Raw genomic sequence first — 26,781 nt, 5'->3', positions numbered from 1 at the left:
AGTGGTCGAGTCGGTAAGTACTCGATTAACCAACAGGTCGTCTTGGGCAAAGAATGAGTGAAATAATTAGTAGACCTCTTGCAAAAATAACTAAGCAATCATTTTGGATAGCTTCTAAGTCAATTTTGACACCTATTCCCTATTCCCTATTCCCTATTCCCTATTCCCTGACAACTGCCGCGAAGTCTAGTGAAGGATGAGGGTCAGTAAGCACAGAAACAAGGCTTCTGTCCATTCCACCACTGCTCCGTAAGTGTCTCCAGTATGTCCCCCTAGCTGGCGGTGAAACCAGCCGCCAGTCAGTAGAGCGATCGCACATCCTCCAATGGCCATGGTTAAGGATAACCAAGTATTTGTCGGATCTAGCAACACTGGCACTAGAGATAAACTTAAGACAACGAATAATCCCAAGAGAATATCTTGGGGAATACGTATCCATGGTTTGTGAAATGCCCCTTTACCGGTGGGTTTGAGATAGGGATAAAATGCGATCGCTACTACTTGTCCCCAGCGTCCCCAAGCAGCTGCTCCCATCAAAGCTGCCCACTGATAAGCCCCGATATCAGTTAGGGCAGCAGTTTTTAGCAAAAATAGAGTACAAGCTGCCATTGCCCCAAACGCTCCTGTAGCACTATCTGCCATCACATCTAAACGGCGCTGGGGATCTGGAACTGCTAAACCATCAGCTGCGTCTATCACCCCATCTAAGTGTAATCCTCCAGTCAGGGCAACCCAGCTGACCACAACTACAGCAGAGCGAGTGAGTGCTGGCATCCCTAACTGTTGCAATAAGATGTCTAATATTACAAGTATCCCCCCAATCAGCAATCCGATCATCGGGGCCCAACGGGCAATGCCCCGAAACTCCATTCCCCAGCTAGCTGGTAGGGGGAGAATAGTATAAAAAGTTACAGCACTACTCAAAGAACGGAAAAGTTGACGTCCCCATTGCCTAAATTGTTGTCCAGTGAAATATTTCATGGGTAACAGCAGTTACTGAAATTTATGGAATTTTCCTTTGAGCACCATCGAAAGATTGAGATAGTATTGTGTCATAAGCTGTTGTTACAAGCAGCAAGTTACCTCACCCTATGGCTTAGGTCTCAACAGCAACGGGCTGCTAATATAGTTAGTTCGTGCCGACCAAAACGGCTCAATCAACATTCCTTGGTAGAAATGTAGTTGGCAATGGGTTTATCCCATTTGGGATATAAGCTGTTGGTGTTTACTCAATCAGGGTAAAACCTTAAAAAGGAGTAATCTGGTTGTCTAGATTTGACTAGTTGACTGTGAACTATTTAAAGATAAACACCATTTCACGCGATTATTCCCTGCATCTATTGGAATTATCTGTTGCTGCTTACTAGGCACGCTTACATGCTTATACCCTTGTATTAACCATTAAGCATGCTTAGATTAGGTATAAAGTCCGATAACCATTAACCCAAAACCTAACACTATTAACCTTTATTGTTGGTTTTAACCCGTTGCCGTAGCTGTGTTCTCATCAATTGGTTTCACCTTTAGGGTTGCCTCGCCAATCAATTAAATTAACCAGTTGCATGTCAATATCAGCCCTGAAAAGCATTATAGGCTTTTATCCATGAGTCACCACCAATCTCGACACCAACTCCCAGCTCCTTGCATCATTGAAACTGGCATTATCATCAACAAGCGAGATATGAAACGCTTGCTTGGTGATTTAGGTTGCGTCCGTTACATCCACACTCTCGATGGTCAACTAAAAAACCAGGGGGAAGGGTTAGTTCAGGAAGTATTTGCTGATCCCCATTGCTCTACCCTGATTGCCAATCGGACACTTTACATCAATGTCCATAGTTTTGACTATTTACAACTGAGTCAGTCTCCAGAGCAAGAAGCATACTTTGACCTAATTAACGAAAATCGTCAGTTGCGGCTGATTCCCCTGTTGAATCCCTTGCAACAAGAGTGTGTTGACCAACTTCAGGCGGAAGCCCTTGAAGCTATGGTCACACAGGTTCTAAGCGCGAAATGGGATGTGCAAATTGATGATGATGGAGATTGTCCTTTTTAGGTTAGAAGGTTAGAAGGTTAGAAGGTTATAGGTTATAGGTTACAGGTTACAGGTTGATTAATGAAATTCAAGGGTATAAGTATTGGCTTGCTCCACGTTGGATGCATCGAATACACAATATCGAATACACAAGAGTTTCACCTGGGTTAACCGAATTAGACGCTATGGTCTAGTTAACAATATTTCAAGACCTAGATCAACTTGAATCAACAGAAAATTAATTTTTCATTTCAATGTCAGGCTTCCTGTAGCCACACTAAAGCAAGAGCTGGGGTGTTTGTGACCCCCCATGGTGTGGTGGAAACTCCCAGGTTTATGCCAGTAGGCACCCTAGCAACGGTAAAAACTCTAACACCAGCCCAGTTAGAGGTAGCTGGGGCCCAAATGGTTTTGGCTAATACCTATCATCTCCATCTGCAACCAGGAGAAGCCATCATTAAAAAAGCCGGTGGGCTGCATCGATTTATGGGTTGGAACGGACCAATCTTGACTGATTCTGGTGGCTTTCAGGTGTTTAGCTTGAGTCAGCTCCGTACTATTACTGAAGAGGGGGTGAGGTTTAAATCTCCTCGGGATGGGCGGATGATTGATATAACCCCAGAACGGTGTATGGAAATTCAGCATGCCTTGGGAGCAGATGTGATCATGGCATTTGATGAGTGTCCCCCCTATCCAGCTGAGCGAACTGAGGTGGAATTAGCAACTCAACGAACCTATCGCTGGCTCAAACGCTGTATTGTTGCTCACAATCGCCCCAATGCACAAGCTTTGTTTGGTATAGTTCAGGGTGGGGTGTACCTAGATTTGCGTCAAAAGGCTGCCGAATCCTTGGTCGAGTTGGATTTACCAGGTTATGCCATTGGTGGTGTCAGTGTGGGGGAACCAGCTGAATTGATTCACCAAATTGTCGAGACAACTGCTCCATTACTGCCATGGCATAAGCCTCGTTATCTGATGGGGGTCGGTACCTACAGGGAAATGGTTTTAGCGATCGCATCTGGCATAGACTTGTTTGACTGCGTTATTCCCACTCGCCTGGGACGTCATGGTACTGCCTTAGTGCAGGGGGAACGCTGGAACTTGAAAAATGCCCGGTTTCGGGAAGATTTTTCCCCCTTAGATGCCAGTTGTCCTTGCTATTGCTGTCAGAATTTCAGTCGTGCTTATCTGAACCATTTAGTGCGATCGCGTGAATCTCTAGGCTATATGTTACTCTCTCACCACAATGTGACTGAGCTAATTCGGTTTACTCAAGCGATCAGGGCAGCGATCTTAAGTGATCAATTCACTACACAATTTGCTCGTTGGCTGTTCACTTCATGTTAAGATACATGTCAATTATTAAATCTGTGTTGAAAAGGAAGATTTAAGATATGGAAGCTGCACTCGTGTTAGGAACATTACCCGAAGCTTACTCTATTTTTGGTCCAGTGGTGGACGTTCTACCAGTTATCCCTGTATTCTTCTTGCTGTTAGCCTTTGTCTGGCAAGCCGCCGTGGGTTTCCGGTAAACTTCTCCCGCCCTAGAAAACCTGTTTGGCTCTAGGGGTTGGTTTTATCGATAAATATCAACAAATTTAGACATATCTACCAAAAATCTCGCTAGTTGTGTCAGAAGGTGAGTAAGCTCAATACCTGACCAACGTTTGTCTGTGAGAAAGACTACGTAATCAATAAGCCCTACGATTCATCCCACCTATGAACCACTTAGGTCATGGTGGGATGATCAGTTGGCAGGGTTGATGATGGTGTAGATTAATAGTGCGCCTGTAGGAAATATCAACCAGGGATTGAACCGAATAGTGTGGATAAAGCAATCAAAAACAGGAACGTTCGTAGTAGGGTATCCTGTGAGTAGTAAAGCTTGCCGATATCTGGGATACATACTATCCACCGATTGTTAAGCTAAAATACAGAAAGCTATTTGTATAAGCTAAGTGCCAGTTTTTGCTGTCAAAACTATCAACGTGGAATTAGCCAATACTATGAGTCAGGTGCGCATCAATAATAATTGGCATCAGGGTGGTTGACCACGACGAAGTTGAAGACAAATTTAAGATAATCCGATTGATAGCTTGACAGAATAAGGACGACTTGCTTCCAAGCCCACGAAAAAGCAAAATGGTAGTGTAAGCAACAAGCCTTCCATTGCTGATCATAAATCAATTAAAGCGATGCAGCGCGGTCTTGGGGGTTTCCCCCATGAGCGACTGCATCAAGACATCGATCGGGAAAATACTCAGAGCAACCTTTCGGACTTAGGTCAGGGCATTGAATCAAGGAATGAGTCACTACTCTACAGGGTGATCGAACCGTTGATCGTATTATTTATAGAATTATCAAGGGTGAACATCAAGGGTGATCGTTTCTAGTGATAACTATTTTATATGAGTGCTCAGCTGGTAAAAGTGGCGACAGAAGAGTCACCAAACAAATCAAAACTTAGCCCCCAAGAGGAAAATCCCTCCCCCCCGCCACCAAAACCGGCGAAAACTTGGTCGCGGCTGAAACGCTTGGGAAAATATGTTGGGATAAACCCAGCATTGGTAGCGAGTTTGGCCGTAACTGGTTTAATGCTAGGGTCTAAGCACCTAGGAATGTTACAGTTTTTTGAGTTAAAGGCTTTCGACCGGATGATAGAGCTGCGACCAGCTTTACCTCCCGATGACCGCATCTTAGTAGTAGAGGTGACTGAGCCAGATTTAAAAGGCACAACAGCTCCAGGAGGGTCTTCAATCAAAGATGCTGTAATGTATGAGGTATTACAGAAGCTGGAGCAACATAAACCCGCCGTTATTGGTGTGGATATCTTTCGAGACAGTCCGGTAGGACCGGGTAATGCTGAATTTAATGAACTACTGCAAAGTAGCGATCGCATAATTCCAATTTGCTATCGGGGTCAATCAGAAGCATCCAGTGTTGCAGCCCCCCCAAAGATTTCTCCGCATCGTGTCGGCTTTGTTAATCTACTTGAAGACCCCGATGGAATCGTCCGGCGGGCTCCATTATATTTTGAGAATACCAGCATCTCAGGTTGCACCACCAGATTAGCATTTGGCTTTCAGTTAGCGCGAAGCTATTTGGAACAGCAGGGAATCAAGCCCGAAAACATCTCCCCAAAACAGATGAAGCTAGGAAAAACAGTCTATAACAAGATATCTCCTACTGCTGGAGGTTACCAAAAGGGAGATACGGGAGGCTACCAAATTTTATTGAATTACCGCTCTGCTGATCACCTTGCCGATACCGTTACCTTAAGTAAGGTGCTGAAAGAGGAGATTGAACCGGACTTGGTCAAAGACCGGATTGTCCTAATCGGTATGAATGCTCCTAGTATTAAAAATGATGACTTCTTAACACCCTACAGTTTTGCTCAAAAAGAAAGCAAGCATATGCAAGGAGTCATGATACATGGTCAAATCGTGAGTCAACTGCTCAGTGGCGCACTTGGAGAGAGAAGAGGACAGTTTTGGTTTTGGTCTGAGTGGACAGAAGGCTTGTGGCTTTGGGGTTGGACACTAATCGGGGGCGTGTTAGTTGGGGTAAGCCGCAACACTCGACAGTTAGTACTGTCTGAGAGTATTGCTTTAGGTATTTTGGTAGGAACATCCTACCTGCTATTTCTCAACTCAGGATGGATACCTGTCGTGGCACCTGCGTTGGCATTAATCCTTTCGGGTACTGGTGTAATGACTTACACCGGTTACAAAGCTAAACAGGAGAGCATAAAAGCAGAGCAAGAGCGCCGCAAAATTGAAGCAAAAGCTCAAGAACAGGAACAGAACTTAGCCCTGTTACAGGCGTTGTTGAAGGAAAAAAACGAAACCACCTCCAGCGCTAACACCACCAAAACTATACCGATACCACAAACCGATTTATCTCAAGAAGATGCCACAGCAATTTGGAACCCAACAGCAGGTGCAGACTCTGATGGCACATCGGTAGAGTACCGACCCCAACATAACCTCCTAGCTGGACGCTACCAAACCAAGCGTGTTCTCGGTTCGGGTGGGTTTGGTCTAGTCCATCTAGCAGAAGATACTCAGCGACCTGGTTCACCCCAGTGTGTGGTCAAGCAATTGAAACCGGCTCGTAGCGATCCGCAATTCTTGAAAATTGCCAGACGCCTATTCAGCACTGAAGCAGACATATTAGAAATTTTGGGTAATCATTTAAAGATTCCTCGACTACTAGCTTATTTTGAAGAAGATCAAGTATTTTACTTAGTGGAAGAATATATTCCCGGTCAGTCCCTTAGTGACGAATTACCAGTAGATAAACGGCTTGGAGTGAAGGAAGTCGCAGATATACTGAAAGATATTTTAGAAATTCTCGTCTTTATCCACAAATACGGCGTCATCCACCGGGATATCAAACCTGGCAATATTATCCGTCGTCAAACTGATGGTCAACTGGTACTAATTGACTTCGGAGCAGTTAAACAGATTAAAAGCCCAGAGCAAAGTGAGGAAAAAAATGATACGGTTGCCATTGGCTCTCGTGGTTATGCCCCACCAGAGCAATTAGCGGGACACCCCAGTTTCAATAGTGATATTTATGCTTTAGGTATGATTGGGATTCAAGGATTAACTGGAATTCGTCCCTATCATTTGCCCATTTCCCCAGAAACTGGTGAAGTGATCTGGCGCAACCTGGCAGATGTACCTGAAGAATTTGCCCAAATTATAGAAAAGATGGTAAGCTATCATTTCGCTGACAGATACAAGTCAGCTGAAGTAATCCTGCAGGATTTGTCCAAAGTGATTGGTGGGTGAAGCCATGGAGGAAAAAGGCAATAGGGAAGACAATGGAAACAATACCTTCAACTATGACTACACCTATTACTGATAATATCCAGCAGATTCGTCAACAGTTAAAACCTAATGTCCGTTTAATTGCAGTTAGCAAAACCGTATCTGTAGACAAAATGCGGGAAGCCTATAATGCGGGAATTCGGGATTTTGGAGAAAATCGCTTGCAAGAGGCTTGTGCTAAGCAGGAACAGTTACAAGATTTAGAAGATATTTCCTGGCATTTTATCGGTCACTTACAAAAGAATAAAACAAAACTTGCTGTTCAAACAATGGACTGGATCCATTCCGTTGATGATTTAAAATTAGCCCAGAGTTTAAATCGGCGAGCTAATGAGTTAGATAAACGACTTAAGGTTTGTTTACAAATCAAGATATTGCCCGATCCTAATAAATATGGTTGGTCTGTTGAGCAGTTATTAGAAACATTACCAGAATTGGAAGCTTGCGATTGCTTAGATATTCAAGGGTTAATGACAATTCTTCCCTTGGGGTTATCGGAAGCTGAAATTTTTGATGCATTTGTAGACGTTGCTAAATTCAAGGAACAGCTTAATCAAACAACTCATTTAAACTTAAAAGAAGTGTCAATGGGAATGTCGGGAGATTATTTGCAGGCTATTCAAGCAGGGGCAACGATGATTCGCCTAGGGAGCAAAATTTTCGGAAAACGTCAATAGTTATTGAGCATTTTTAACGGTATTTTGCGGTGCGACCCAGGTCGGGTTTCCCGACAAGCGTCAACGGGCACCAATAAATCGGTCAAATTGGCTAAATACTGCCAAATTGGCTAGCCTTACCATACCTAACACCAGACAATAAAGGAGGTCGGAGTTGGATAGGAATAGGTGCTCGAAGAAATGTTTAACTTGAAAGTGGACTTGGAAACAAATACTACAAATACTAGTGTAATTCTCATAGGTGGCAGTGGCAACGATACTCTCAACGGTGGCTCACAGAATGATACCCTCAAAGGTAGAGCTGGGGATGATATTCTCAATGGTCGAGGGGGTAATGACCGTCTTGAAGGGGAGGAGGATTCGGATACTCTCGATGGTGGAGAGGGTAATGATACCCTGATTGGTGGCTCAGGGAATGATGTCCTTACTGGTGGACCCGGTCCTAGCTTTGGATTGAATTTGTTTGAGGTTAAACAGACATCTGATCATGATTTCCTCGATGGTGGAACAGGAAATGACACTCTCAACGGAGCAGATGGGAATGATGTCCTAAAAGGCGGAGCTGGTGATGATTCCCTTTTAGGTGATGTTCGTAGGCGTTTGACTGGAATTCCCATAAACTATAATCCAGGTAGTGACATCCTTGATGGTGGAGACGGAAATGATGTCCTCGAAGGTGGAGGTAGCAGTGATACTCTCATTGGTGGAACTGGCAATGATACCCTAATTGGTGATGGTGATGATCAAAATGTCTTTGGTGGCGGGAATGATTATCTAATTGGTGGGAATGGTGATGATTCTCTAGTAGGTGGCAACGGTAGCGATACCCTGACTGGTGGTCATGGAGCTGATATCTTTCAGTTCACATTTAGAAATCGTCCATTACCCATCTTTCCCCCTTCAATCCCTTCATCACAAGCGCTACAACCTTCAACGGGAATCAACATAACTGATAGTTCCCTATTGTCGAGGAACTCTGACTCGGAAGTTCCACGACCGGAAAGCGGAATTGACAGGATTACCGATTTCAATGTCCAACAGGGAGACAGGATTGAAATTGTTAGTTTTGGGGAACTTGATATTGATCAAATCTCCTACAATAAAACTACAGGTGCTCTGTCCTTTGAAGAGCGACAATTTGCTCAACTACAAGCAGGTCTTAATTTCAGTCCAGAGCAGGATATTGATTTGAAAGTATTCCCTCCTCTTGCGTTTGTTCCCCCTCCTCCTAGTGCATTTTAGGCTAATTTAGTAATTGGTAATTGATAATTGGTAATTGGATTAGGATTACCAATTACTAAAATATTAATTGAATTTTGCCGAGGTCACTAGTTGTTAAGATTTGCTATTCAAGCTGATTTAATATTATGCCCTATTCCCTATGAATAATAATTTTATTTGGACAAGGAAGACCTTTCTCAACGTTGCTAATATTAGAGAGTGTAGTTTCAGCAATGTTATGGAGGGCATCTTCAGTTAAAAAAGCTTGATGAGCAGTAATGATTACATTAGGGAATGTTAGTAAACGTTGAAAAATATCATCTTGAATGACTTCATTGGACAAATCCTCAAAAAACAAGTCAGATTCTCCCTCATAGACATCCAGAGCGATATAGCCAATTTTCTTGGACTTCAGGGCACCAATAATGGCTTTGGTATCAATCAATCCCCCTCGACTAGTATTAATTAGCATCACACCTGGTTTCATCTGCTCTAGAGCTTCGGAATTAATCAGATGATAGTTTTCAGTAGTTAAGGGACAGTGTAGGGTGACAATATCAGAGATAGCAAAGAGTTCAGCTAGCTCTACATACTTGACCCCTAAAGCTTGACACTCCGGGTTCGGATAGGGATCATATGCTACTAATTGACACCCCATACCAGTGAGAATTTGGGCTACGATAACACCAATTTTACCAGTTCCCACGATGCCTACAGTTCGACCATGCATATCGAATCCCAAGAGTCCATCTAGGGAAAAATTTCCTTCTCGTACTCGAGAATAAGCACGATGTATCTTGCGATTCAGGGCTAGCATTAAGCCAATGGTATGTTCAGCGATCGCATAAGGGGAGTAAGCCGGAACACGCACTACTGTCATGTCCAATTCTGTCGCTTTTGTGACATCCACATTATTAAAACCAGCGCAGCGTAGAGCAATCAGACGAGTTCCCTGTTCCGCCAGCTTTTCCAACACTTGTCCGTTGAGGGTATCATTAACAAAAACGCATACTGCTGGACATCCTGATGCCAAAATAGTCGTTTGAGTATCGAGGTGCGGTTCAAAAAAAGTTAATTCATGACCATATTGGGAATTAACAGCTTCCAGAAACTGTCGGTCGTAGACTTTTGTACTAAAGACAGCGACTTTCATAGACCTAATCTCAAAACCAGCTTAATTAAATTGTAGATAAAAATTTAAAGACTAGGTTTAAAGAAAAGGTTAATTCTCTGGTAAGCATTTAACAGTCAGCTATCAGCGGTCATGTAAATGCTTACCTTATCTTTTCTTTCTTTGAAGTTTAAGACAGAGCAGTGGTAGAGATTGATACCAATTACCACAGTCTTAAATTAAGTTAAAGAATTAACAAATAATGAGTAGAGTGAGCTATAAACAATAGCTTGGATGCCTAGCAAAAATCATTGAGTCACATCTGGTTGCTTTGCAATCCGTTCATGATAGTTTTGATGCTCCCAGCTGTCAACAACACAGGAAGAATTAATCTTACCGATTGGATGACATTGTTTTGATGCAGAAAGCGAATGGGAGTTTCTCCAAGACCGTAATGGTGCGTTTTCCGTGATGGCGAGCAATGCCTTGACCGTAGGTCACGCGGGGCGCGTTCGCCATCACGGGTCGCACCTCTGCATCGCTGGATGAGGATTATTAATTGTCTTGATGCAGTCGCTCATGGGGGAAACCCCCAAGACCGCGCTGCATCGCTATCGAAAAACGTAAATTTGTAAACCTCTTAAAGGAGATTTGTCCATGGCAACTGTCAAAGTGGGTATCAATGGATTTGGTCGTATCGGACGACTCGTATTCCGTGCTGCCCTCAACTACCCAGAAATCGAAGTGCTGGGCATTAATGACCTAGTTCCACCACAGACTATCGCCTATTTACTCAAATACGACTCAACCCATGGTCGTTTCAAGGGTACCGTAGAAGCTGAAGCTGATGGAATTGTGGTCAATGGCAAGAAAATCCCCTGTGTCTCAATTAAAAACCCAGAGGAACTGCCTTGGACGAAACTCGGTGTGGAATATGTAGTAGAATCTACGGGTCTATTTACCACCTATGATGGGGCATCTAAGCATTTACAAGCGGGAGCGAAGCGGGTGGTAATCTCTGCTCCGACTAAAAACCCTGATTTGGTTCCCACCCTGTTGATGGGTGTCAATCACGATACCTATGACCCGGCTAAAGATAGTATCGTTTCCAATGCCAGTTGCACAACTAACTGTCTTGCTCCCATTGCTAAAGTGATTAATGACAATTTTGGGCTAGCGGAAGGGTTAATGACTACGGTCCATGCCATGACTGCTACCCAGCCAACGGTAGATGGTCCAAGTAAGAAAGACTTTCGGGGGGGGCGAAGTGCTGCTCAGAACATTATCCCCGCTTCTACGGGTGCGGCCAAAGCTGTCACGCTAGTGTTACCGGAACTGAAAGGTAAACTTACCGGGATGGCATTACGGGTACCAACACCGGATGTATCAGTGGTAGATTTGACCTTCAGGACTCAAAAGGCAACCAGCTACCCAGAGATTTGTGCAGCAATGAAGGCAGCGTCAGTTGGGGCGATGAAAGGAATTTTGGGCTATACAGAGGAGCCAGTGGTGTCCACCGATTTTCAAGGCGACCCTCATTCAAGCATTTTCGATGCTGGAGCGGGAATGGAACTTAATTCTAATTTCTTTAAAGTTGTCTGTTGGTACGACAATGAGTGGGGTTACTCTAACCGCATGATTGACCTGATGTTATCTATGGCAGCTAAAGGTTAGGGGTAAATAGCAGCTAGCCCAGGGAAAGGAAAAATCAGTAACTACTTTCCCTGACTAGAACCCGCAGAAGGGGAAGAGGGAGAACAGACTGGAAGAGACCGCAAGTTGGGAAAGACCAAACACAGGAGTAACAAGCGAGAGTTAGCCACCTAATTTATTGGGTGGCCGGGGAGCGTACCGGTATTTATACCGGCTCTCGTGTCATGGGAGCTGCTTTGTCCTACCCAAAGTTTCTAGAAATTCAGAAAGGCTTAAATTGGCTTCTTTAGCCATTTCTTTTAGTCCATTCCAGGCCGTTTCTGTAGTCATTACACTATAGGATTTTTTTCGCACACCATGCAAGCTCGGTCTTCCCACTTTTTTCTTGATTTTTTCTGGCATTTGCTTGACACATTAATTATCAGGGTATATAATTAATGTAGCACAACAAAAGGTCGATAGAATGTACGGATGTCAGCAGCACCTAATAACTACAACGACTGAGAATCAAGCATTCATAGAGTTCATCTGTTCGGAAGCCAACAAGTTAACAAATTGTGGCTTATATTATTGCCGTCAAATGTTGTTTAAGGTTGGCAAATACCTTAACAACGCGGAACTGGATAAGATAATGAAGACAAATGTCCACTTCAGGGCATTAAGATCTGCATGTGCTCAACAAACTTTACACGGAGTCATTGAGTCTTTCAAGTCTTACAAAGCTCTCAAGAAAAAGTATGACAAAGGGCAATTGACAGATAAGCCTAGAGTTCCAAAGTATCGTAAGAAAGGAGGGTTATCTGTAGTTAGCTATCCTGCCCGCTGGGTAAAGCTGGTAAAAGGTCAACTCAAATTTACCCTGGGAAAGCAAGTTAAAGCCTGGTTTGGCATTGATCACTTTCTACTACCTATGCCATCCAATATAGACTTCAAGTCAATTAAAGAGTATCGTTTTGTCCCCAGGAATGGCTGTTTTTATCTGGAGTTTGTATACGAGCGACCAAAACCAAAGCCGGTAACACCTACAGAGAATGTATTAGGTATCGACCCCGGCCTCAATAACTGGTTAACTTGCGTTTCTAATATTGGAAAATCTTTTATCGTAGATGGCAGAAAAGTCAAGTCACAAAACCAGTGGTACAATAAGCGAGTATCTGCAATCAAAAAAGGTAAACAATGGGACTATTGGGATGAAAAACTAGCATCTCTGACTGAAAGACGCAACTGTCAAATGCGCGACAACGTGAACAAAGCGGCTAGATTTGTTGTTAACTGGTGTATAAGACATCAAATCAGTATAGTCGTTTTCGGTTGGAACAAAAGGAATAAAGATGGTATCAATATTGGGAAGAAAAATAATCAGCAATTTGTTCAAATCCCTACCGCTAAATTAAAAAATAGAATTGAGCAGCTATGTATTGAGTACGGTATTAAATTTATTGAGACTGAAGAGAGCTATACCAGCAAGGCAAGTTTTCTAGATAATGATTTTCTACCTACGCTTGGTGGGAAACCCAAGGGGTGGAAAGAATCTGGAAGGCGAGTAAAGCGTGGACTTTATAGGTCTCGAAAAGGTGAATTAATTAACGCCGACTGTAATGGGGCTGGTAACATCCTCAGGAAAGTAGAGACACAGCTAGGGTTTCCCCTAGCCAAGGTCTGTAGAGCAGTTTTGAGCCTGCCACAACGATACAGATTAGATTCACTTTCTAAATCGTATCGTGAAGCAACTTCACGCAGAGGTGCGACCCCGTAATTTAATTCTTCAAACGGAAAGCGCACCAAGCGCGGTTTTAACCCGCGAAGTGAAATCCGCTTAGAATCCCTGTGCTTTCAAGCCAGGGAGAGTTCAATTTCTCGTATCCGGTGAAATAGAAAAGCAGATGCGATTGACCGTAGGTCACGCGGGGCGCGTTCGCATCTGCTGAGTCGGTTTGAGATTAATGAATTATTGGTGATTAAGTAAAGGAAAGTATTTTCCTTTCCGATACTCCCAAGTGATGCCCTCGGGATCCCGAGAGCGACTCCACTGGCTGAAGTTTGGGTCAGTGCGCATCCTCTTGAGTAACCTGTCCCCACAACGGAAGCGATCGCACATCTGTTTGACACTGTAGGGTTCTACTGAAATCCCCTGGGATGACCCATTAGTGGTGGCAGTAGTCTCATCGCTATCAGGTTCAAAGGTGGCTGATGATTCTTGATTAACCTGATTAAGCTGATCAACTAAAGGAAAGTATTTTCCTTGCCGATACTCCCAAGTGATGCCCTCGGGATCCCGAGAGCGACTCCACTGGCTGAAGTTGGGCTCAGTGCGCATCCTCTTGAGTAACCTATCCCCACAACGGAAGCGATCGCAGATCTGTTTGACACTGTAGGGTTTTACTAAAAAACCTTGCGATAACCCATTAGTAGTGGGAGTAGTATCCTCTATTTCAGGTTCAAAGGTGTCTGATGATTCTTGATTAACCTGATTAAGCTGATCAACTAAAGGAAAATATTTTCCTTTCCGATACTCCCAAGTGATGCCCTCGGGATCCCGAGAGCGACTCCACTGGCTGAAGTTGGGCTCAGTGCGCATCCTCTTGAGTAATCTGTCCCCACAACGGAAGCGATCGCAGATCTGTTTGACACTGTAGGGTTTTACTAAAAAACCCTGGGATGACCCATTAGTAGTGGGAGTAGTATCCTCTATTTCAGGTTCAGAGGTGGCTGATGATTCTTGATTAACCTGATTAAGCTGATCAACTAAAGGAAAATATTTTCCTTGCCGATACTCCCAAGTGATGCCCTCGGGATCTCGAGAGCGACTCCACTGGCTGAAGTTTAGGTCAGTGCGCATCCTCTTGAGTAACCTGTCCCCGCACCGGAAGCGATCGCACATCTGTTTGACACTGTAGGGTTTTACTAAAAAACCTTGCGATAACCCATTAGTAGTGGGGGTAGTATCCTCTATTTCAGGTTCAGAGGTGGCTGATGATTCCTGATTAACCTGATTAAGCTGATCAACTAAAGGAAAATATTTTCCTTGCCGATACTCCCAAGTGATGCCCTCGGGATCTCGAGAGCGACTCCACTGGCTGAAGTTTGGGTCAGTGCGCATCCTCTTGAGTAACCTGTCCCCACACCGGAAGCGATCGCACATCTTCTTCACACTGTAGGGTTCTACTAAAATCAGCTCTGATGAAGATTTAGCAGGAGTAATCTTCTTTGTAATCGTCTTGTCTGTCTTACTTCCAGAGGTAGCTGATGGAAATGCTGTAGTGACCTCGTCAGCTGGGAGAGCTTCGACGATATAATCTGCCAACGGCACTTCCTGGCTGTAAACCCCTTTAGTTGTGTGATACTTGATGATGCTTTCCCCGCTAAACCAATCTAGGGCTGTCCTCACAAAAAGCCACCCAGCTTGGGGAGACTTCTCCAGACATACTGGTGTTTTCTGGCCACTGGTAAGATTAACCAAGTTGTGTGTTGGCTTGAACATCCCCTTTTCGGGTATATAAAGCTCATCTTGCTGACGTTTTCGTCTCGGACTACATTCGAGACAGTATTTAGGAGGCTTACCAGGATAGCACTCACGAGTAGTCATATGATTGCATTTCGGGCAAAAAAATGTAACTGGACGGGTATGAATCGTACGAGTGTGAGCACGCACGATAAAGGTTTGAGAAGGCATAAGTGTTCAACGTCTCATATAGTTATCTAGCAACAGTTATCAAGGAACCTGAGTGTGATATAGTTGTTCTGGTGCCGACAGCAATTCTAGGTATATCCCTAGGCACTGGCTGCCGTAACTAGATCATCTCTATCATCTAGAGTAAGCATTTCTGCTGGTTTGATGATCTTAGGCAAAACTTCGTCAGCAATAAATAAACTCCTAAATAGTTAATACTGATCGCTTTTGCTGGCATCAGCTATTTTTGATAAAGTTCAGTATGCTGCTAACGTTAAACAATAGCAGATTCAGGCTAAATCCGTCAGACTACTAGAATTGAGATCAATATTTGATCGTGCGATCGCACAATCGCGACCTTGCATTTGTGAGCCGATTTCCAACTTTCCTAACCCTCCAAAGTCCGAACTGTCAGCACCTGGGGTGGTGTCGAATCCGGGGGATAGAGAAAATCCACCTCTAGCTGCCTAACTTCTTCAGGGGCTAAATTCAACGTCACCAATGGATGCCCTGGCTGTCCTCGTCGCTGCACTAAATGCACATAGCGCGTCTGAGCCTTTCGATCATCATCATCATAATTTATTCTGAGTGTACCCCGAAAGAACACGTTTTCAACCAGTGGGTTCAAAAACAGCAGTCGATCAGTACCCCCCTCATCCTTCAATGGCGTTTGCAGCGATACCGTCACCGTTTGGGGTTGATTAGTAGTATTCTTCAATGGCAAAGTTATATTGTATTCTACCCCATAATTACTGTGGGCAAAGTAGGCCGTATCGGGATAGCGCCTTAACATCGGTGCACTTTGAATTTGCCCTGTACTCAGAGTAATCAGATGTAGAGTCCCCAGCACATAAGAAAACCCCTGCCCTAGCTGAGGAATACTCAAATAGTTAACATTTGGATTATCTTGAATCAGCACTTGCCATTTAGAACCTTGGGAAACACCAGCCACCCGACCAAACACCGTCGGTTCTTGAGGTGGTTCGAGAGGAGTGGGTATCGGTCCACGGGGTTGAGCTAAGCCTCCCGTATCCAGTAACTGTTGCCATTCTGCTACCGTAGGTTCCTGATAGTTTCCATTGCCATCACGAGGGGCTTTCATCGCTAAGTTAGCCAGATAAACCATGCCATCACTCCGTAAGCGCATCATGGTAGAACGACCATTGGAAGCTGGTGATCGTTTAACTGGAATTGGCTGATTCATTAACATCTGGCTTTGTTTTGCCTTCAGCACCAGTTTGGCGGGAAATAGTTCTTGGAGAATTCCCCTGAGTACATCATTCATCGTCCGACTGCCAGGACCAGCATAGACTGTACCGTTGGGATTATCCACCATATCCGGCAACGAGATAAACGGTGCATCTGGGGTAGACAGATAACTCGCCCCTTGCAAGACCTCCACTGTAACAGGTGTGTCATTGGGATTATAAACTATCAATCCTTGGTAAAGGGGATGGGTTTCGGCCTGAGTCTCTGCTCTAGCAATATGGTGGGTAAAGATATCAAACCGTCCATTAAAGCCATAGTCAAGGTGGCCAGAAGGAACTTGTTTCCCTTCCGGTGAAAACGTAGACAGCAAAATTCCCTCACTTCTGACTAGTTCTGGACTATTGCTATTAAAGACAGGCACCTGATCCAATTGCCCTGGTAAACTACGAACATCATCAGGAGAAACGTCCACTCCAGCAATATACTGAGGTGGAACAGCATAGATGTTTAAGGCCCGACACAGCAAAGCCGCTACTTCACCACGGGTAGCACTCTGATTTGGCTTGACCTGTTTGAGATTGGGATAGTTAACCACAATAGTATTAATTGCTGCGGATGCGATCGCATTTTTAGCATACTGGGGAATCTGGCTAGCATCAGTAAAATACCGTCTGATAGTTCCATCGGGATCTGACGGGATAGGGAAATTCTTGGCTCCTGCTAAAACGGCGATCGCTTGCACTCGAGAAATGGACTCATTCGGTTTAAATCGTCTGCCAGGATAGCCCGAAAAAAATCTCCGCTTGTAGGCATCTTGAATCACATTCTTGGCCCAATGATTACTAGGTACGTCCAGAAAACGAATACCACCTCGTTGAATCGGCGCTGAGGGAAACGCATTCAGCATTAAGACAGCAAACTCAGCACGGGTAATCCTAGAATTAGGACGAAATTTACCATCCGGGTAACCACTGACCAACTTACGCTCCCGCAGTTGGTTGATACAATCTTTCGCCCAATGATTTTCCAGGTCAGGGAAAGTAGCGGTATTGGTCATCAGTAGTATGTAGTCTAAACTGCTTTAGTGTGGGCAACTAACTTGGAATTTTTTATTTCAAGCCCACGATCAGTTCTATTTCTGATATTGTTGCTCAATTAACCGGGGTGTTATCCCATGTAACAACATCCTCAACATAGTCCCTATCTACGTTGGTAACATACATTTAAGCATAAAACCATAAAAACTACGATTGGTTCAATGACTGACAATTCTCAAATCCAAGACCAACAAGAGGATTCGACCATAGACTCTTCCCAAGATAACCTAGAGGAAAAAGTTATCAAGTCCTCAGTTATAGAAACTATTCCGGTTGCTCCAGAGGGCTTTAAGTCTGGCTTTGTGGCGATTGTGGGACGCCCGAATGTGGGCAAATCCACACTGATGAATAAACTGGTAGGGCAAAAAATTGCCATCACTTCGCCAGTGGCTCAAACCACCCGAAATCGGCTGCGAGGTATCTTGACCACACCGGAAGCTCAGTTGATTTTTGTAGATACGCCAGGGATTCACAAACCTCATCATCAACTGGGTAAGGTATTGGTGAAAAACGCCCAAATAGCCATTGAGTTAGTGGATGTGGTGCTGTTGGTGGTGGATAGTACGGTGGAGGCGGGAGGAGGCGATCGCTTTATTGTTGATCTACTGAGCCATACCAAGACACCAGTAATTTTGGGTGTTAACAAATCAGATATACAACCTCGCCAGAGTAGGGGAAAATCAATTGATGCTAGTTACGCTAAACTAGCTACTGCTCAAGGCTGGGAAGTCGTCAAATTTTCTGCCCTAACAGGTAATCACTTAGACCTATTGCAGCAGAAATTAATTGAGCGCTTAGAACCAGGGCCATATTATTATCCCCCTGACTTCTTAACTGACCAGCCAGAACGGTTTATCATGGGGGAATTGATTCGAGAGCAAATCTTACTCCTAACTCGTGAGGAAGTCCCCCACTCGGTTGCTATTACTATTGATTTAGTGGAGGAGCAACCAAAAATTACCCGTATTTTTGCTACGATTAATGTAGAGAGAGACTCCCAAAAAGGTATTTTAATTGGCAAAAAGGGTACTATGCTCAAACAAATTGGTACTGCGGCCCGCCAGCAACTTCAAAAGTTAGTTGCTGGTCAAGTTTACCTGGAATTGTTTGTGAAAGTAAAACCGAAATGGCGACAATCTCGCTTACGGTTATTAGAGTTGGGATATCGGGTGGAGAAGTAATAGTAATTACGCTATTATATAGCAAGTATTATACCCATGAGGTACAAATTTTTAGGTTTTAGGTTTTAGGTTTTAGGTTTTAGGTTTTAGGTTTTAGGTTTTAGGTTTTAGGTTTTAGGTTTTAGGTTTTAGGTTTTAGGGAGCAGGTAAGAGGGAAGTCGGAAGTGGGAAGAGGGAAAAAAGAATGTGTACCTCATAGCTATGATAAACGCTATATATAGCACTACGCATTAAGCTTAGGACATTCCTAAACTCTGAAACTTAGTCATAGCTTACTTCTGACTTCTAACTTCTGACTTGCGCGTAGCGCTATATCTAGCATTTTAGTTGATATGTAAACCTAGTATTGATATTAAAATAGATAAATTTTAACTTGGTGCAAGAGCTTTTTTTAAAAGTTATCATTAACAATTAGTCTAAGCTAGCAAGACTTGTTCAACTGTCAAAGCTAAGTCGGTAAACGTTTGTGATTCAATCTTTTTATTTCCTGTAAATTCTGTCAAATCATAAAACCCATCAACTAAACGCAAAACCGAGACCTTAGACTTTATTGGATCAACAATCCAATATTCAGGCACTTCCCGCACCGCGTATTCAGAACGCTTGTAGCGGTAATCATCTTGGGGATTACCTGCACTGACAATTTCTACTGCTAGTAGTGGTGCTGATTCCAGCACCGCTGATGACATGGAACGGATAGCTTGCCGCTGACTTTCTGAGATAATGACTAAATCAGGAATTCTAGATTTATTCTCAGCTATGCGAACCCCAAGATTACCAGGCATAACAACCCAATCTAAACTAAACCTCTCAATTTCTCTATCAAATTCCTTGAATAAAAAAAGCATAATCAGGGCATGTAGTCCACTAGCAGGTGGCATAGCAATAAGCTCTCCATTAACAAGCTCATACTTGTAGTCACTGTCATCATGGTAGGAAAGATACTCTTCAAATGTGTAAAACTTTTTTGCAGTTTGAATCATTTGAGTTGCCTCCTAGAGAACCGGTTTATTAGTGTAGTTAAGGTGGGTTTTGTAGACGGTTAACCGTCAACCGTCTACAAAAACCTATTGTAGGTTTATTTCTAGTGGCCTATTGTTATTGATCTACTGACTCTTCCGGCTTTTCGATTTCCTGCTCTTCGATTTCCGGCTCTTCGATTTCTTGCTCTTGATCTGAGATAGGTACTAAAGCAACCGCTGCGATCGCATCTTCATCATCTAACTTTTGCACTCTGACCCCAGTTGCCATGCGGGATTGGGGAGAAATAGCATCAACAGCTTGACGAATGATAATCCCTCGACTAGTGACTATCATCAATTCATCCCCTTCATTAACTACCTGTAGGGCTGCCAGTTGGTCTTTGGGTAAACGGAATTTGGTTGAGCGAACTCCCATACCAGCACGGTTTTGTAACCGGAATTGGGATACCGGTACCCGCTTGCCATAGCCTCCCATGGTAACAATTAATACCCAAGGACCCTGAGCCGCTGTTTCCACCATCTCAGAATCACTAAGGTCTTCTGTCTCTTCCTCTGAATCCTCAGTAGCAGCTAAACTAGCGATGATTTGACCGGACAAAATATCCATACCGATTAATTCATCATCACCCTTGAGTTTCATAGCCTTAACTCCTCTGGTCGCACGACCGAGGGGGCGGAGTTGATCATTGTCACACTTGAAGTGAATTGCCATGCCATGACGAGACCCAATTATGATGCTGTCTTCTTGCCTAGCACGAAGTACCCACCGCAACTGGTCTCCTTCCCCGAGGGAAATAGCAATTAATCCATTTGCCCGAATTTTGCTGAAAGCATCTAGGGCAGTTTTCTTAATGTAACCCTTATGGGTTAACATGACTAGATATTCATCATCTGTAAATTCAGATACCGGTACAATAGAAGTAATTTTTTCTTCGTGGGGAATGGGTAACATCTGCACAATCGGTACCCCCCTGGCGGTGCGAGATGCAGCCGGGATTTGGTAGGCACGCAGAGAGTAGACTACACCGCGATCGCTAAAAAATAAAATGCTATCGTGGTCGCAGCAAGTGAAGAAATGCTCTACCTCATCATCATCTTTGATCCTGGCAGCAGCTTTACCACGAGTTGCCCGAGCTTGAGCTCTAAACTCATCCACAGGCATGCGTTTGATATACCCTTGCTCAGTCAGCAGAATCACAGCTTTTTCATTAGCAATCAGGTCAGTATCATCTAGTTCCCCTTCAACCTGTTGAATTTGTGTGCGGCGTGGTGTGGCAAAGTTCTGTTTCAGTTGCTGGGCTTCAGTTTCAATAATCTCCAGGATGCGACTTCGGCGAGCTAGGATATCCCGTAAATCCGCAATCCTAACTTGTAATTCCTCATGCTCAGCTTGAATCTTTTGGGCTTCCAAAGCAGTCAGACGGCGCAGCTGCATTTGCAAAATAGCATCAGCTTGGGCTTCAGATAGACTAAATTCTGTAACTAATTGTCCTCGTGCTGTAGTCGTATCTGCCGCCCCCCGAATCACGGCAATCACAGCATCTAAGCTATCTAGGGCAATTAGTAACCCTTGCAGTAAATGATCCCGTTCCTCAGCTTTGCGCAATTGATATTGAGTCCGTCGGGTAATGGTTTCAATGCGGAAATCCAGGAAAACGTTTAAGAACTGCTTTATGGTCAGCAACTGGGGTTCATTGCCCACCAGGGCTAGCATATTTGCTCCAAAATTGGTTTGGAGGGGGGTTTGCTTGTAGAGATTGTTCAGGACAACTTTGGGATAAGCATCGCGCTTTAGTTCGATTACGATGCGCATGCCATTGCGATCGCTTTCATCCCGAATATCGGAAATGCCATCAATGCGCTTATCATTAACCAATTCAGCAATCTTTTCGATTAAGCTTGCCTTATTAGTTTGGTAAGGTAGCTCAGTAATAATAATGGCTTCCTTGTCTGGACGACCTCGTTGCCCAATCGTTTCAATTTCTGCCACACCTCGCATGGTGATAGAACCCCTACCACTGGTGTAAGCATCTTTAATACCCGATGTGCCTAAAATCTGTGCCCCAGTGGGGAAATCTGGACCAGGGATATACCGCCTTAACTCCTTATCAGTGATTTCGGGATTATGGATCAGGCCAACTAAGCCATCCACCAACTCTCCCAGGTTATGAGGGGGGATATTGGTTGCCATACCCACAGCAATCCCCGATGAGCCATTGAGCAGTAATTGGGGAATCCGTGCCGGTAAGACAGTCGGTTCTTGCTGGGAACCGTCAAAGTTATCAACGAATTCTACAGTTTCTGACTCAATGTCCCGGAGTAGGGCATTGGTAGCGATCGCTTGCAAGCGGCACTCTGTGTAACGCATTGCCGCTGGGGGGTCGTTGTCTACTGAGCCAAAATTTCCATGACCATTAATTAGAGGCGATCGCATGGAGAAATCCTGAGCCATGCGCACCAAAGCGTCATAAACAGCAGTATCCCCATGGGGATGATACTTACCCAACACTTCCCCTACCACACGAGCGCATTTGCGGAATGGACGGTCTGGGCTTAAACCCAGCTCATGCATGGCATAGAGAATTCTTCGGTGTACTGGCTTGAGCCCATCCCTGGCATCTGGTAATGCCCGACCTACAATAACGCTCATGGCGTATTCTAAATAAGACCGGGACATTTCGTTCCGCAAATTTGTCGGGACAATGCGTTCTTGGGATGTACTCATAGTTGGACAAACTCCCTTATTATCGAGGATTTTGCTAAATAAATCGGTTAAAATCTCTTAAAAGAGGCTTTTAACACGTTTTTTTTTCAAATTTGGCTGGTTATTTTTAAATTTTAACACAAAATCTATACTATAGCCGCTAACAGAACCACAGGCAAGGCTTAGACAATGAGCAGATTCGCGGTTCTTGTGCAAAAATTATGGGAAAAAGACAGAAAATTTCCTAGGGTAGCTTAGGAATTTCACCTGTTCTTGTTCATGTTGACTGGCGGTTTATGCCACCAGGTTGTTTTCCTCCCCTGACAAAACGTCAGAGGTGAGTAAAATATAATCGAAAATGTCGCATAGTCTACCAAAAAATCTTATTATTTGTTAGACTTGAATTAGGGTAACACCGAAAAGGATTATTATGTAACTTAAATTAAAGCCGAAAACCAAGGGTTTAATAGTTGCGCTCTCTATCCCGGTGGAACAAAATTTTTTGACATTTTTATGGCGCACAGTGAGGCGAGCAATCCCTCGCCTCACTGTGAAGCGCGTAGATACATCCTGGATGCGATCGCATCTTGCCTTGGCGGGCCTTGGTCTATCTTGGTAGACTTTGGTAGCTAAAAAGTATCGGTTCCCAATAACTAAGGAGTTTTTGATGAAACTATCCTATGTTTTGATTGGCTTAGCTATTTTTGCCTTCGTTTTGAGACCAGATTTAATCCCTGTCTCCCTCGCTCTAGCTATAATCGCCTTTGGTGTCGTGTTTGGTATCTTTAGGGATCACCTGATGAAGTAATCCGCAAGGTTAATTTATTCACAAGTACCTTGACCTGAAACGTTTTTCCATCATTTTGGCTGAATCGTGCTATACTATGTTTCCAGTCATTTACTCCGATGAGTTTCTTGAACACGATAACGGTCGGTTTCACCCAGAACGACCAGAACGTTTAACTGCCATTGTGGATGCCATCAAAGCTGCACCTTGGGCTGACCAAATTAAGTGGCAGTTACCGACAGCGGTGGAAACTCGTCGAGTGATGCCCCTAGTACAACAAATTCATAGCCAGCGCTACATTGAGACAGTTGAAGAAATCGCTTTGAGTAATGGTGGCAGGTTAGATGCGGACACAGGGATATCCCCCCGCAGTTACGACGTTGCCCTACTCGCCGTTAGTGCTTGGCTAGATGCGGTAGATCAAGTCCTCACTACCAATAATTCAGCCTTCGTTCTAGCCCGTCCCCCTGGTCATCATGCTGAACGTCAGAGAGGGATGGGGTTTTGCTTATTTTCCAATGCTGCGATCGCAGCTTACTATGCCTTAGAGCAATCAGGAGTCGAACGAGTTGCCATCCTAGACTGGGATGTCCATCACGGCAATGGCACTCAAGATGTTGTGGAACGAGATGCTCGCATTGCCTACATCTCCCTTCATCAATCCCCTTGCTATCCTGGTACAGGCCAAGCCAGTGAACAGGGGTTTCACAATAATGTCCTCAATCTTCCCATGGCACCAGGCAGCACGTTAGCAGATTACCAGCCTATGTTTGAACAGAAAGTGATGCCATGTTTAACCAAATTTGAGCCAGATTTATTGATTGTCAGTGCTGGTTATGACGCTAATGCCGCCGACCCCTTGGCAAATATTGCCTTGCAGCCAGAAGATTATGGGTTATTTACTAACTATTGTCTGCAACTAACTCGTCGGATTGTTTTTGGTTTAGAAGGCGGGTATGAACTCACTGCTCTAGCTCAGTCCGTGGTAGCAACAATTGAAGCTTGTTTGGCTTAGAGATTGGATATGCTTGACTAGTGTTGGGTAATTGTAGCTGGTGAAATAGATATTTTTATAGCGTTTATCATAGCTATGAGGTACACATTATTTTTTACCTCTTCCCTACTCCCTGCTCCCTGCTCCCTGCTCCCTAAAACCCAGAGATTTGTCCCTCATGGTTATAAGACTTGCTATATATATAGCGCTACAGTAGGCGGAAATAATCAAAACAATTAAATGTTTCAATCCGCCATACTGCTTTAATGATTATGGAAACAAAAGTAGTTAGATCAACTTAACTGCTCTAAGTCCAAAAAATAGAGTCAGAGCCACAACAGTAGCACCAGCTAGAAGTCCAAAGTAAGCGATCGCTGCAGAGATCATAGTATCCCCCGAAAATTCAATAGTTTAATAATATTACCTAATTTTACCTCATCTTGAGTCTTATTCCTCAGAGAAATAGTCAACGATGAAAAAAAATGGAAGACAATAAATTTTTTCGTTTTGTGTGGCGCTTTAATGCTATTGTTATTATGGCTAGTGGATTGCTAGCAATAGCGGTTTTAGCTTTTGCTGCTATCGAGATAGTCAGAAGCACTACCAGAGACCGGCAGGGGATTAACATTGTTAATGTTGATGACGATAGCTCAAGCTCTCAAGAGTGGGAGCTAGGTAATCTCAAGGAAGTTGATGGCACAACCTATCTAATGGTGCCGCTTTACTCAGATCAATCTTATAGCCAATCCTATTATAGCAAATCGACACGCTCAACTAGAAACTATTTGTTTTTGGATAGTGAAACAGGTAATAGCAAATGGCTCTTTGCTAAGAATGATTATTTAATTGCTAGCGATCGCTTCATTTCAGAAACTAATGATAAAGAGAATAATAGGCTTGAATCGAAACCAGTTATAGCCGTTTTATACCAACTTATTAAACAAGATACCAATGGTGATGGAAGATTAACAAACAATGATATGCTCACAATAGCATTGACACATCCCAATGGTAATGACTATCAGGAAGTCCTAAGTGGAGTAGATAAATTTTTGGGTTACAAGGTTCTAAAGGCAAATAGCCTATTAATTTTGTATCAGCGGGATGGGATTGCCTATTCAGCAAAGGTTTCTTTAGAGAATTTTACTCTCTCCAATGAAAAGGAAATCGCTAAATACTAAAAACCTACCTCACCCCCGCTCAGCTCACCTTAAAATCAGAAATCGTCTCAATCCATACCCGTGCTCCACAATGTAGGGGATTATCTGGGCGATACATGACCCGACAAGGGCCATTGACTTCGACAGTATGACCGTAAGTATTGTTAGAGCCTCGTTTTACCGTAATCACTGGATTGCGTTCGCCGGTCTTGAGATTTTGGCGAATCACTTTCTGATTAACGTGGATGACCGCCTTCGTATAATTTGTACGCTTTGACCAATTCCGCTTCGGTCCGCGAGTGCCAGGGGTAACTACTGGCATGCCATCAAATAAGGGAATCACCCAAGTTCTACCGACTTTATAAGCTCCTTTGACTCTGCCCTTGCTCAACAGGAAACGGACGCGAGTGGCAGAGATACCTAGTAATTCAGCAGCTTGTGCGGTAGAAATCATCATGGCGGTAAAACCATTGCTTTAACGATATTGTTATAGTAACAGGATTTCTGAAAAGATGCAATGGGTTATGTGGGTTATGTGGGTGTTTTAAAAAACTATTGCATTGTCGCAAGTAAGGCTTTGGTTGGTGCGTTACGGGGCGGGCTGTCCCAGGCAACAGATTGAACATGAAGGCAAGCCCGCCCCTAACACACCCTACGCAAAATCTCCCCGATTCCCGATTCCCGATTCCCGATTCCCGATTCCCTAATCAAAATAAAAAAAATTCGGTCAAGTTCTGGTTAATTCCAATCCTTGACCGAATTATTTATTGTAATAGTCAAGAGCCCTAGGGTTCTTGACTATGTGTTCACCAAATCAACAACAGACAAACTTAGGTCTTAGACTTCAGACGTCGTACTTTCTCCTCAGTTTTGACCTGTGGCCAGGGATTGACATCCCTGGCAACTTGCTATTTTAATCTACCAACAGATGTCGAATCAATATACTGATCACCTCACCAGGATTTCCGGTAGGTTGAGGAGCGCTCCACTCATGAACTTGGGCGTAGCCACGGCCATAAAGATTATAGATTGTGACCCGCACAGTTTTGGGAGAACCGATCAATATATGTTTGATTTGCTCCCGTCCTGGCTGGGGTTGGCCAAATAATTCAGGGAAATTAGGATTGTTGGGATTATACTCAAAATTTGGGAGAAAGTTTTCGATGTCCATAATGTTTTTTGTTGTTGGATTTCTGACATTTTTATGGTAAGAGATAATTATTTATTTTGTCAAGTATTTTTTATTTATTTGATTATTTAATAAAAGCGATCGCATTGAATTTGAGAGCGTAATCATTGGAGCGCGTAGCGGATCAGACTATCGCATTTGTTTATAAATTATGAATTATGAATTAGTAATTAGAGATTAGGTGTTAGATTGGGGGAATCCGTTCCCGTAGCGCCTCCTACATACCATCGCTGTTTATAACATTTCCTTATCAAAGGGGAAAGTCCGGAAATCGA

General features: G+C 43.7%; 27 protein-coding genes. 16 read left to right on the top strand and 11 right to left on the bottom strand.

The window, feature by feature from the left end:
* Nucleotides 1-186 precede the first annotated feature (186 nt).
* On the bottom strand, nucleotides 187-981 hold the full coding sequence (gene cobS / locus BJP34_RS28140) for an adenosylcobinamide-GDP ribazoletransferase (RefSeq protein WP_070395197.1): 795 nt from the start codon (nucleotides 979-981) through the stop codon (nucleotides 187-189).
* A gap of 24 nt (nucleotides 982-1,005) precedes the next feature.
* Between cobS and BJP34_RS44705 the strand changes: the two genes are divergently transcribed.
* From BJP34_RS44705 to BJP34_RS28110, 8 genes are all read left to right on the top strand, one after another.
* The gene (locus BJP34_RS44705; RefSeq protein WP_158517519.1) at nucleotides 1,006-1,182 is read left to right on the top strand and encodes a hypothetical protein; all 177 of its coding nucleotides are present in this window, start codon (nucleotides 1,006-1,008) and stop codon (nucleotides 1,180-1,182) included.
* A 421-nt stretch (nucleotides 1,183-1,603) separates the two neighbouring features.
* Complete coding sequence (locus BJP34_RS28135; RefSeq protein WP_070395196.1) at nucleotides 1,604-2,056, top strand: hypothetical protein; 453 nt, start codon at nucleotides 1,604-1,606, stop codon at nucleotides 2,054-2,056.
* 201 nt (nucleotides 2,057-2,257) lie between these two features.
* Nucleotides 2,258-3,382, top strand: a complete 1,125-nt coding sequence (tgt, locus tag BJP34_RS28130) for a tRNA guanosine(34) transglycosylase Tgt (protein WP_070395195.1) — start codon at nucleotides 2,258-2,260, stop codon at nucleotides 3,380-3,382.
* A gap of 47 nt (nucleotides 3,383-3,429) precedes the next feature.
* The gene (locus BJP34_RS28125) at nucleotides 3,430-3,567 is read left to right on the top strand and encodes a photosystem II reaction center protein K (RefSeq protein ID WP_070395194.1); all 138 of its coding nucleotides are present in this window, start codon (nucleotides 3,430-3,432) and stop codon (nucleotides 3,565-3,567) included.
* Nucleotides 3,568-4,230: 663 nt separating this feature from the next.
* Nucleotides 4,231-4,428: a hypothetical protein gene (locus BJP34_RS41160; RefSeq protein ID WP_149031228.1), complete on the top strand. Its 198-nt coding sequence runs from the start codon at nucleotides 4,231-4,233 to the stop codon at nucleotides 4,426-4,428.
* A gap of 15 nt (nucleotides 4,429-4,443) precedes the next feature.
* A complete protein-coding gene (locus BJP34_RS28120) occupies nucleotides 4,444-6,831 on the top strand; it encodes a CHASE2 domain-containing serine/threonine-protein kinase (protein ID WP_070395193.1) in 2,388 nt (795 codons plus the stop codon).
* Nucleotides 6,832-6,884: 53 nt separating this feature from the next.
* Nucleotides 6,885-7,547, top strand: coding sequence for a YggS family pyridoxal phosphate-dependent enzyme (locus tag BJP34_RS28115; protein ID WP_070396923.1), 663 nt, complete (start codon nucleotides 6,885-6,887; stop codon nucleotides 7,545-7,547).
* 180 nt (nucleotides 7,548-7,727) lie between these two features.
* The gene (locus BJP34_RS28110; protein WP_070395192.1) at nucleotides 7,728-8,789 is read left to right on the top strand and encodes a calcium-binding protein; all 1,062 of its coding nucleotides are present in this window, start codon (nucleotides 7,728-7,730) and stop codon (nucleotides 8,787-8,789) included.
* Nucleotides 8,790-8,919: 130 nt separating this feature from the next.
* On the opposite strand, the gene BJP34_RS28105 is transcribed toward BJP34_RS28110, so the two are convergent.
* Together BJP34_RS28105 and BJP34_RS49600 are read right to left on the bottom strand one after the other, a co-directional pair.
* Nucleotides 8,920-9,921, bottom strand: a complete 1,002-nt coding sequence (locus tag BJP34_RS28105) for a 2-hydroxyacid dehydrogenase (RefSeq protein ID WP_070395191.1) — start codon at nucleotides 9,919-9,921, stop codon at nucleotides 8,920-8,922.
* A gap of 351 nt (nucleotides 9,922-10,272) precedes the next feature.
* Nucleotides 10,273-10,398, bottom strand: coding sequence for a hypothetical protein (locus tag BJP34_RS49600; protein WP_267876404.1), 126 nt, complete (start codon nucleotides 10,396-10,398; stop codon nucleotides 10,273-10,275).
* A 138-nt stretch (nucleotides 10,399-10,536) separates the two neighbouring features.
* Here BJP34_RS49600 and gap point away from each other — a divergent pair, with 138 nt between their 5' ends.
* Complete coding sequence (gap, locus tag BJP34_RS28100; RefSeq protein ID WP_070395190.1) at nucleotides 10,537-11,553, top strand: type I glyceraldehyde-3-phosphate dehydrogenase; 1,017 nt, start codon at nucleotides 10,537-10,539, stop codon at nucleotides 11,551-11,553.
* 201 nt (nucleotides 11,554-11,754) lie between these two features.
* Here gap and BJP34_RS28095 read toward each other — a convergent pair whose 3' ends face one another.
* Nucleotides 11,755-11,934 carry a hypothetical protein gene (locus BJP34_RS28095; protein ID WP_070395189.1) on the bottom strand — a complete coding sequence of 60 codons (180 nt, stop codon included), beginning with the start codon at nucleotides 11,932-11,934 and terminating at the stop codon, nucleotides 11,755-11,757.
* 61 nt (nucleotides 11,935-11,995) lie between these two features.
* Between BJP34_RS28095 and BJP34_RS28090 the strand changes: the two genes are divergently transcribed.
* Entirely contained in the window at nucleotides 11,996-13,288 is a 1,293-nt protein-coding gene (locus BJP34_RS28090) for an RNA-guided endonuclease InsQ/TnpB family protein (RefSeq protein ID WP_083305381.1), read from the top strand.
* Between the two features lie 192 nt (nucleotides 13,289-13,480).
* On the opposite strand, the gene BJP34_RS28085 is transcribed toward BJP34_RS28090, so the two are convergent.
* Complete coding sequence (locus BJP34_RS28085) at nucleotides 13,481-15,205, bottom strand: hypothetical protein (RefSeq protein ID WP_149031227.1); 1,725 nt, start codon at nucleotides 15,203-15,205, stop codon at nucleotides 13,481-13,483.
* A 385-nt stretch (nucleotides 15,206-15,590) separates the two neighbouring features.
* Nucleotides 15,591-17,468, bottom strand: coding sequence for a DUF3370 family protein (locus tag BJP34_RS28080; protein ID WP_070395187.1), 1,878 nt, complete (start codon nucleotides 17,466-17,468; stop codon nucleotides 15,591-15,593).
* Nucleotides 17,469-17,669: 201 nt separating this feature from the next.
* Here BJP34_RS28080 and era point away from each other — a divergent pair, with 201 nt between their 5' ends.
* Nucleotides 17,670-18,689, top strand: coding sequence for a GTPase Era (era, locus tag BJP34_RS28075; RefSeq protein WP_070395186.1), 1,020 nt, complete (start codon nucleotides 17,670-17,672; stop codon nucleotides 18,687-18,689).
* A 416-nt stretch (nucleotides 18,690-19,105) separates the two neighbouring features.
* On the opposite strand, the gene BJP34_RS28070 is transcribed toward era, so the two are convergent.
* Nucleotides 19,106-19,672 carry a Uma2 family endonuclease gene (locus BJP34_RS28070; protein ID WP_070395185.1) on the bottom strand — a complete coding sequence of 189 codons (567 nt, stop codon included), beginning with the start codon at nucleotides 19,670-19,672 and terminating at the stop codon, nucleotides 19,106-19,108.
* A gap of 115 nt (nucleotides 19,673-19,787) precedes the next feature.
* Nucleotides 19,788-22,397 carry a DNA gyrase subunit A gene (gene gyrA, locus BJP34_RS28065; protein WP_070395184.1) on the bottom strand — a complete coding sequence of 870 codons (2,610 nt, stop codon included), beginning with the start codon at nucleotides 22,395-22,397 and terminating at the stop codon, nucleotides 19,788-19,790.
* A gap of 646 nt (nucleotides 22,398-23,043) precedes the next feature.
* Here gyrA and BJP34_RS44700 point away from each other — a divergent pair.
* The 3 genes from BJP34_RS44700 (at nucleotide 23,044) to BJP34_RS44695 (ending at nucleotide 24,397) form a co-directional block, all read left to right on the top strand.
* Nucleotides 23,044-23,184, top strand: a complete 141-nt coding sequence (locus BJP34_RS44700) for a hypothetical protein (RefSeq protein WP_158517518.1) — start codon at nucleotides 23,044-23,046, stop codon at nucleotides 23,182-23,184.
* A 76-nt stretch (nucleotides 23,185-23,260) separates the two neighbouring features.
* A complete protein-coding gene (locus BJP34_RS28060; protein WP_070395183.1) occupies nucleotides 23,261-24,178 on the top strand; it encodes a histone deacetylase in 918 nt (305 codons plus the stop codon).
* 75 nt (nucleotides 24,179-24,253) lie between these two features.
* Nucleotides 24,254-24,397 (top strand): hypothetical protein, encoded by a 144-nt coding sequence (locus tag BJP34_RS44695; protein WP_158517517.1) that lies wholly within the window; start codon nucleotides 24,254-24,256, stop codon nucleotides 24,395-24,397.
* Nucleotides 24,398-24,445: 48 nt separating this feature from the next.
* Here BJP34_RS44695 and BJP34_RS28055 read toward each other — a convergent pair whose 3' ends face one another.
* Nucleotides 24,446-24,544 (bottom strand): cytochrome b6-f complex subunit PetL, encoded by a 99-nt coding sequence (locus tag BJP34_RS28055; protein ID WP_070395182.1) that lies wholly within the window; start codon nucleotides 24,542-24,544, stop codon nucleotides 24,446-24,448.
* 95 nt (nucleotides 24,545-24,639) lie between these two features.
* Between BJP34_RS28055 and BJP34_RS28050 the strand changes: the two genes are divergently transcribed.
* Complete coding sequence (locus tag BJP34_RS28050) at nucleotides 24,640-25,338, top strand: hypothetical protein (protein ID WP_070395181.1); 699 nt, start codon at nucleotides 24,640-24,642, stop codon at nucleotides 25,336-25,338.
* Between the two features lie 19 nt (nucleotides 25,339-25,357).
* On the opposite strand, the gene BJP34_RS28045 is transcribed toward BJP34_RS28050, so the two are convergent.
* Nucleotides 25,358-25,774 (bottom strand): helix-turn-helix domain-containing protein, encoded by a 417-nt coding sequence (locus BJP34_RS28045; RefSeq protein ID WP_070395180.1) that lies wholly within the window; start codon nucleotides 25,772-25,774, stop codon nucleotides 25,358-25,360.
* A 127-nt stretch (nucleotides 25,775-25,901) separates the two neighbouring features.
* On the opposite strand from BJP34_RS28045, the gene BJP34_RS49595 reads away from it, so the two are divergent.
* Nucleotides 25,902-26,024 (top strand): hypothetical protein, encoded by a 123-nt coding sequence (locus BJP34_RS49595; protein WP_267876403.1) that lies wholly within the window; start codon nucleotides 25,902-25,904, stop codon nucleotides 26,022-26,024.
* Between the two features lie 206 nt (nucleotides 26,025-26,230).
* Here the strand turns inward: BJP34_RS49595 and BJP34_RS28040 are convergent, their stop codons facing one another.
* Nucleotides 26,231-26,488 (bottom strand): hypothetical protein, encoded by a 258-nt coding sequence (locus tag BJP34_RS28040; RefSeq protein ID WP_070395179.1) that lies wholly within the window; start codon nucleotides 26,486-26,488, stop codon nucleotides 26,231-26,233.
* Between the last annotated feature and the right edge of the window lie 293 nt (nucleotides 26,489-26,781).

It is taken from the genome of Moorena producens PAL-8-15-08-1 (assembly GCF_001767235.1).
GTDB lineage: Bacteria > Cyanobacteriota > Cyanobacteriia > Cyanobacteriales > Coleofasciculaceae > Moorena > Moorena producens_A.
The sequence above is the reverse complement of the archived record's forward strand: the minus strand, read 5'-3'. Positions and strand labels throughout refer to the sequence as shown.

Excerpts from the sequence above, each read along its gene's own strand:
- cobS (WP_070395197.1), bottom strand. The coding sequence starts at position 981 with ATGAAATATTTCACTGGACAACAATTTAGGCAATGGGGACGTCAACTT.
- BJP34_RS44705 (WP_158517519.1), top strand. The coding sequence starts at position 1,006 with ATGGAATTTTCCTTTGAGCACCATCGAAAGATTGAGATAGTATTGTGT.
- BJP34_RS28135 (WP_070395196.1), top strand. The coding sequence starts at position 1,604 with ATGAGTCACCACCAATCTCGACACCAACTCCCAGCTCCTTGCATCATT.
- BJP34_RS28125 (WP_070395194.1), top strand. The coding sequence starts at position 3,430 with ATGGAAGCTGCACTCGTGTTAGGAACATTACCCGAAGCTTACTCTATT.
- BJP34_RS41160 (WP_149031228.1), top strand. The coding sequence starts at position 4,231 with ATGCAGCGCGGTCTTGGGGGTTTCCCCCATGAGCGACTGCATCAAGAC.
- BJP34_RS28120 (WP_070395193.1), top strand. The coding sequence starts at position 4,444 with ATGAGTGCTCAGCTGGTAAAAGTGGCGACAGAAGAGTCACCAAACAAA.
- BJP34_RS28115 (WP_070396923.1), top strand. The coding sequence starts at position 6,885 with ATGACTACACCTATTACTGATAATATCCAGCAGATTCGTCAACAGTTA.
- BJP34_RS28110 (WP_070395192.1), top strand. The coding sequence starts at position 7,728 with ATGTTTAACTTGAAAGTGGACTTGGAAACAAATACTACAAATACTAGT.
- BJP34_RS28105 (WP_070395191.1), bottom strand. The coding sequence starts at position 9,921 with ATGAAAGTCGCTGTCTTTAGTACAAAAGTCTACGACCGACAGTTTCTG.
- BJP34_RS49600 (WP_267876404.1), bottom strand. The coding sequence starts at position 10,398 with ATGGCGAACGCGCCCCGCGTGACCTACGGTCAAGGCATTGCTCGCCAT.
- gap (WP_070395190.1), top strand. The coding sequence starts at position 10,537 with ATGGCAACTGTCAAAGTGGGTATCAATGGATTTGGTCGTATCGGACGA.
- BJP34_RS28095 (WP_070395189.1), bottom strand. The coding sequence starts at position 11,934 with ATGCCAGAAAAAATCAAGAAAAAAGTGGGAAGACCGAGCTTGCATGGT.
- BJP34_RS28090 (WP_083305381.1), top strand. The coding sequence starts at position 11,996 with ATGTACGGATGTCAGCAGCACCTAATAACTACAACGACTGAGAATCAA.
- BJP34_RS28085 (WP_149031227.1), bottom strand. The coding sequence starts at position 15,205 with ATGCCTTCTCAAACCTTTATCGTGCGTGCTCACACTCGTACGATTCAT.
- BJP34_RS28080 (WP_070395187.1), bottom strand. The coding sequence starts at position 17,468 with ATGACCAATACCGCTACTTTCCCTGACCTGGAAAATCATTGGGCGAAA.
- era (WP_070395186.1), top strand. The coding sequence starts at position 17,670 with ATGACTGACAATTCTCAAATCCAAGACCAACAAGAGGATTCGACCATA.
- BJP34_RS28070 (WP_070395185.1), bottom strand. The coding sequence starts at position 19,672 with ATGATTCAAACTGCAAAAAAGTTTTACACATTTGAAGAGTATCTTTCC.
- gyrA (WP_070395184.1), bottom strand. The coding sequence starts at position 22,397 with ATGAGTACATCCCAAGAACGCATTGTCCCGACAAATTTGCGGAACGAA.
- BJP34_RS44700 (WP_158517518.1), top strand. The coding sequence starts at position 23,044 with ATGAAACTATCCTATGTTTTGATTGGCTTAGCTATTTTTGCCTTCGTT.
- BJP34_RS28060 (WP_070395183.1), top strand. The coding sequence starts at position 23,261 with ATGTTTCCAGTCATTTACTCCGATGAGTTTCTTGAACACGATAACGGT.
- BJP34_RS44695 (WP_158517517.1), top strand. The coding sequence starts at position 24,254 with ATGAGGTACACATTATTTTTTACCTCTTCCCTACTCCCTGCTCCCTGC.
- BJP34_RS28055 (WP_070395182.1), bottom strand. The coding sequence starts at position 24,544 with ATGATCTCTGCAGCGATCGCTTACTTTGGACTTCTAGCTGGTGCTACT.
- BJP34_RS28050 (WP_070395181.1), top strand. The coding sequence starts at position 24,640 with ATGGAAGACAATAAATTTTTTCGTTTTGTGTGGCGCTTTAATGCTATT.
- BJP34_RS28045 (WP_070395180.1), bottom strand. The coding sequence starts at position 25,774 with ATGATGATTTCTACCGCACAAGCTGCTGAATTACTAGGTATCTCTGCC.
- BJP34_RS28040 (WP_070395179.1), bottom strand. The coding sequence starts at position 26,488 with ATGGACATCGAAAACTTTCTCCCAAATTTTGAGTATAATCCCAACAAT.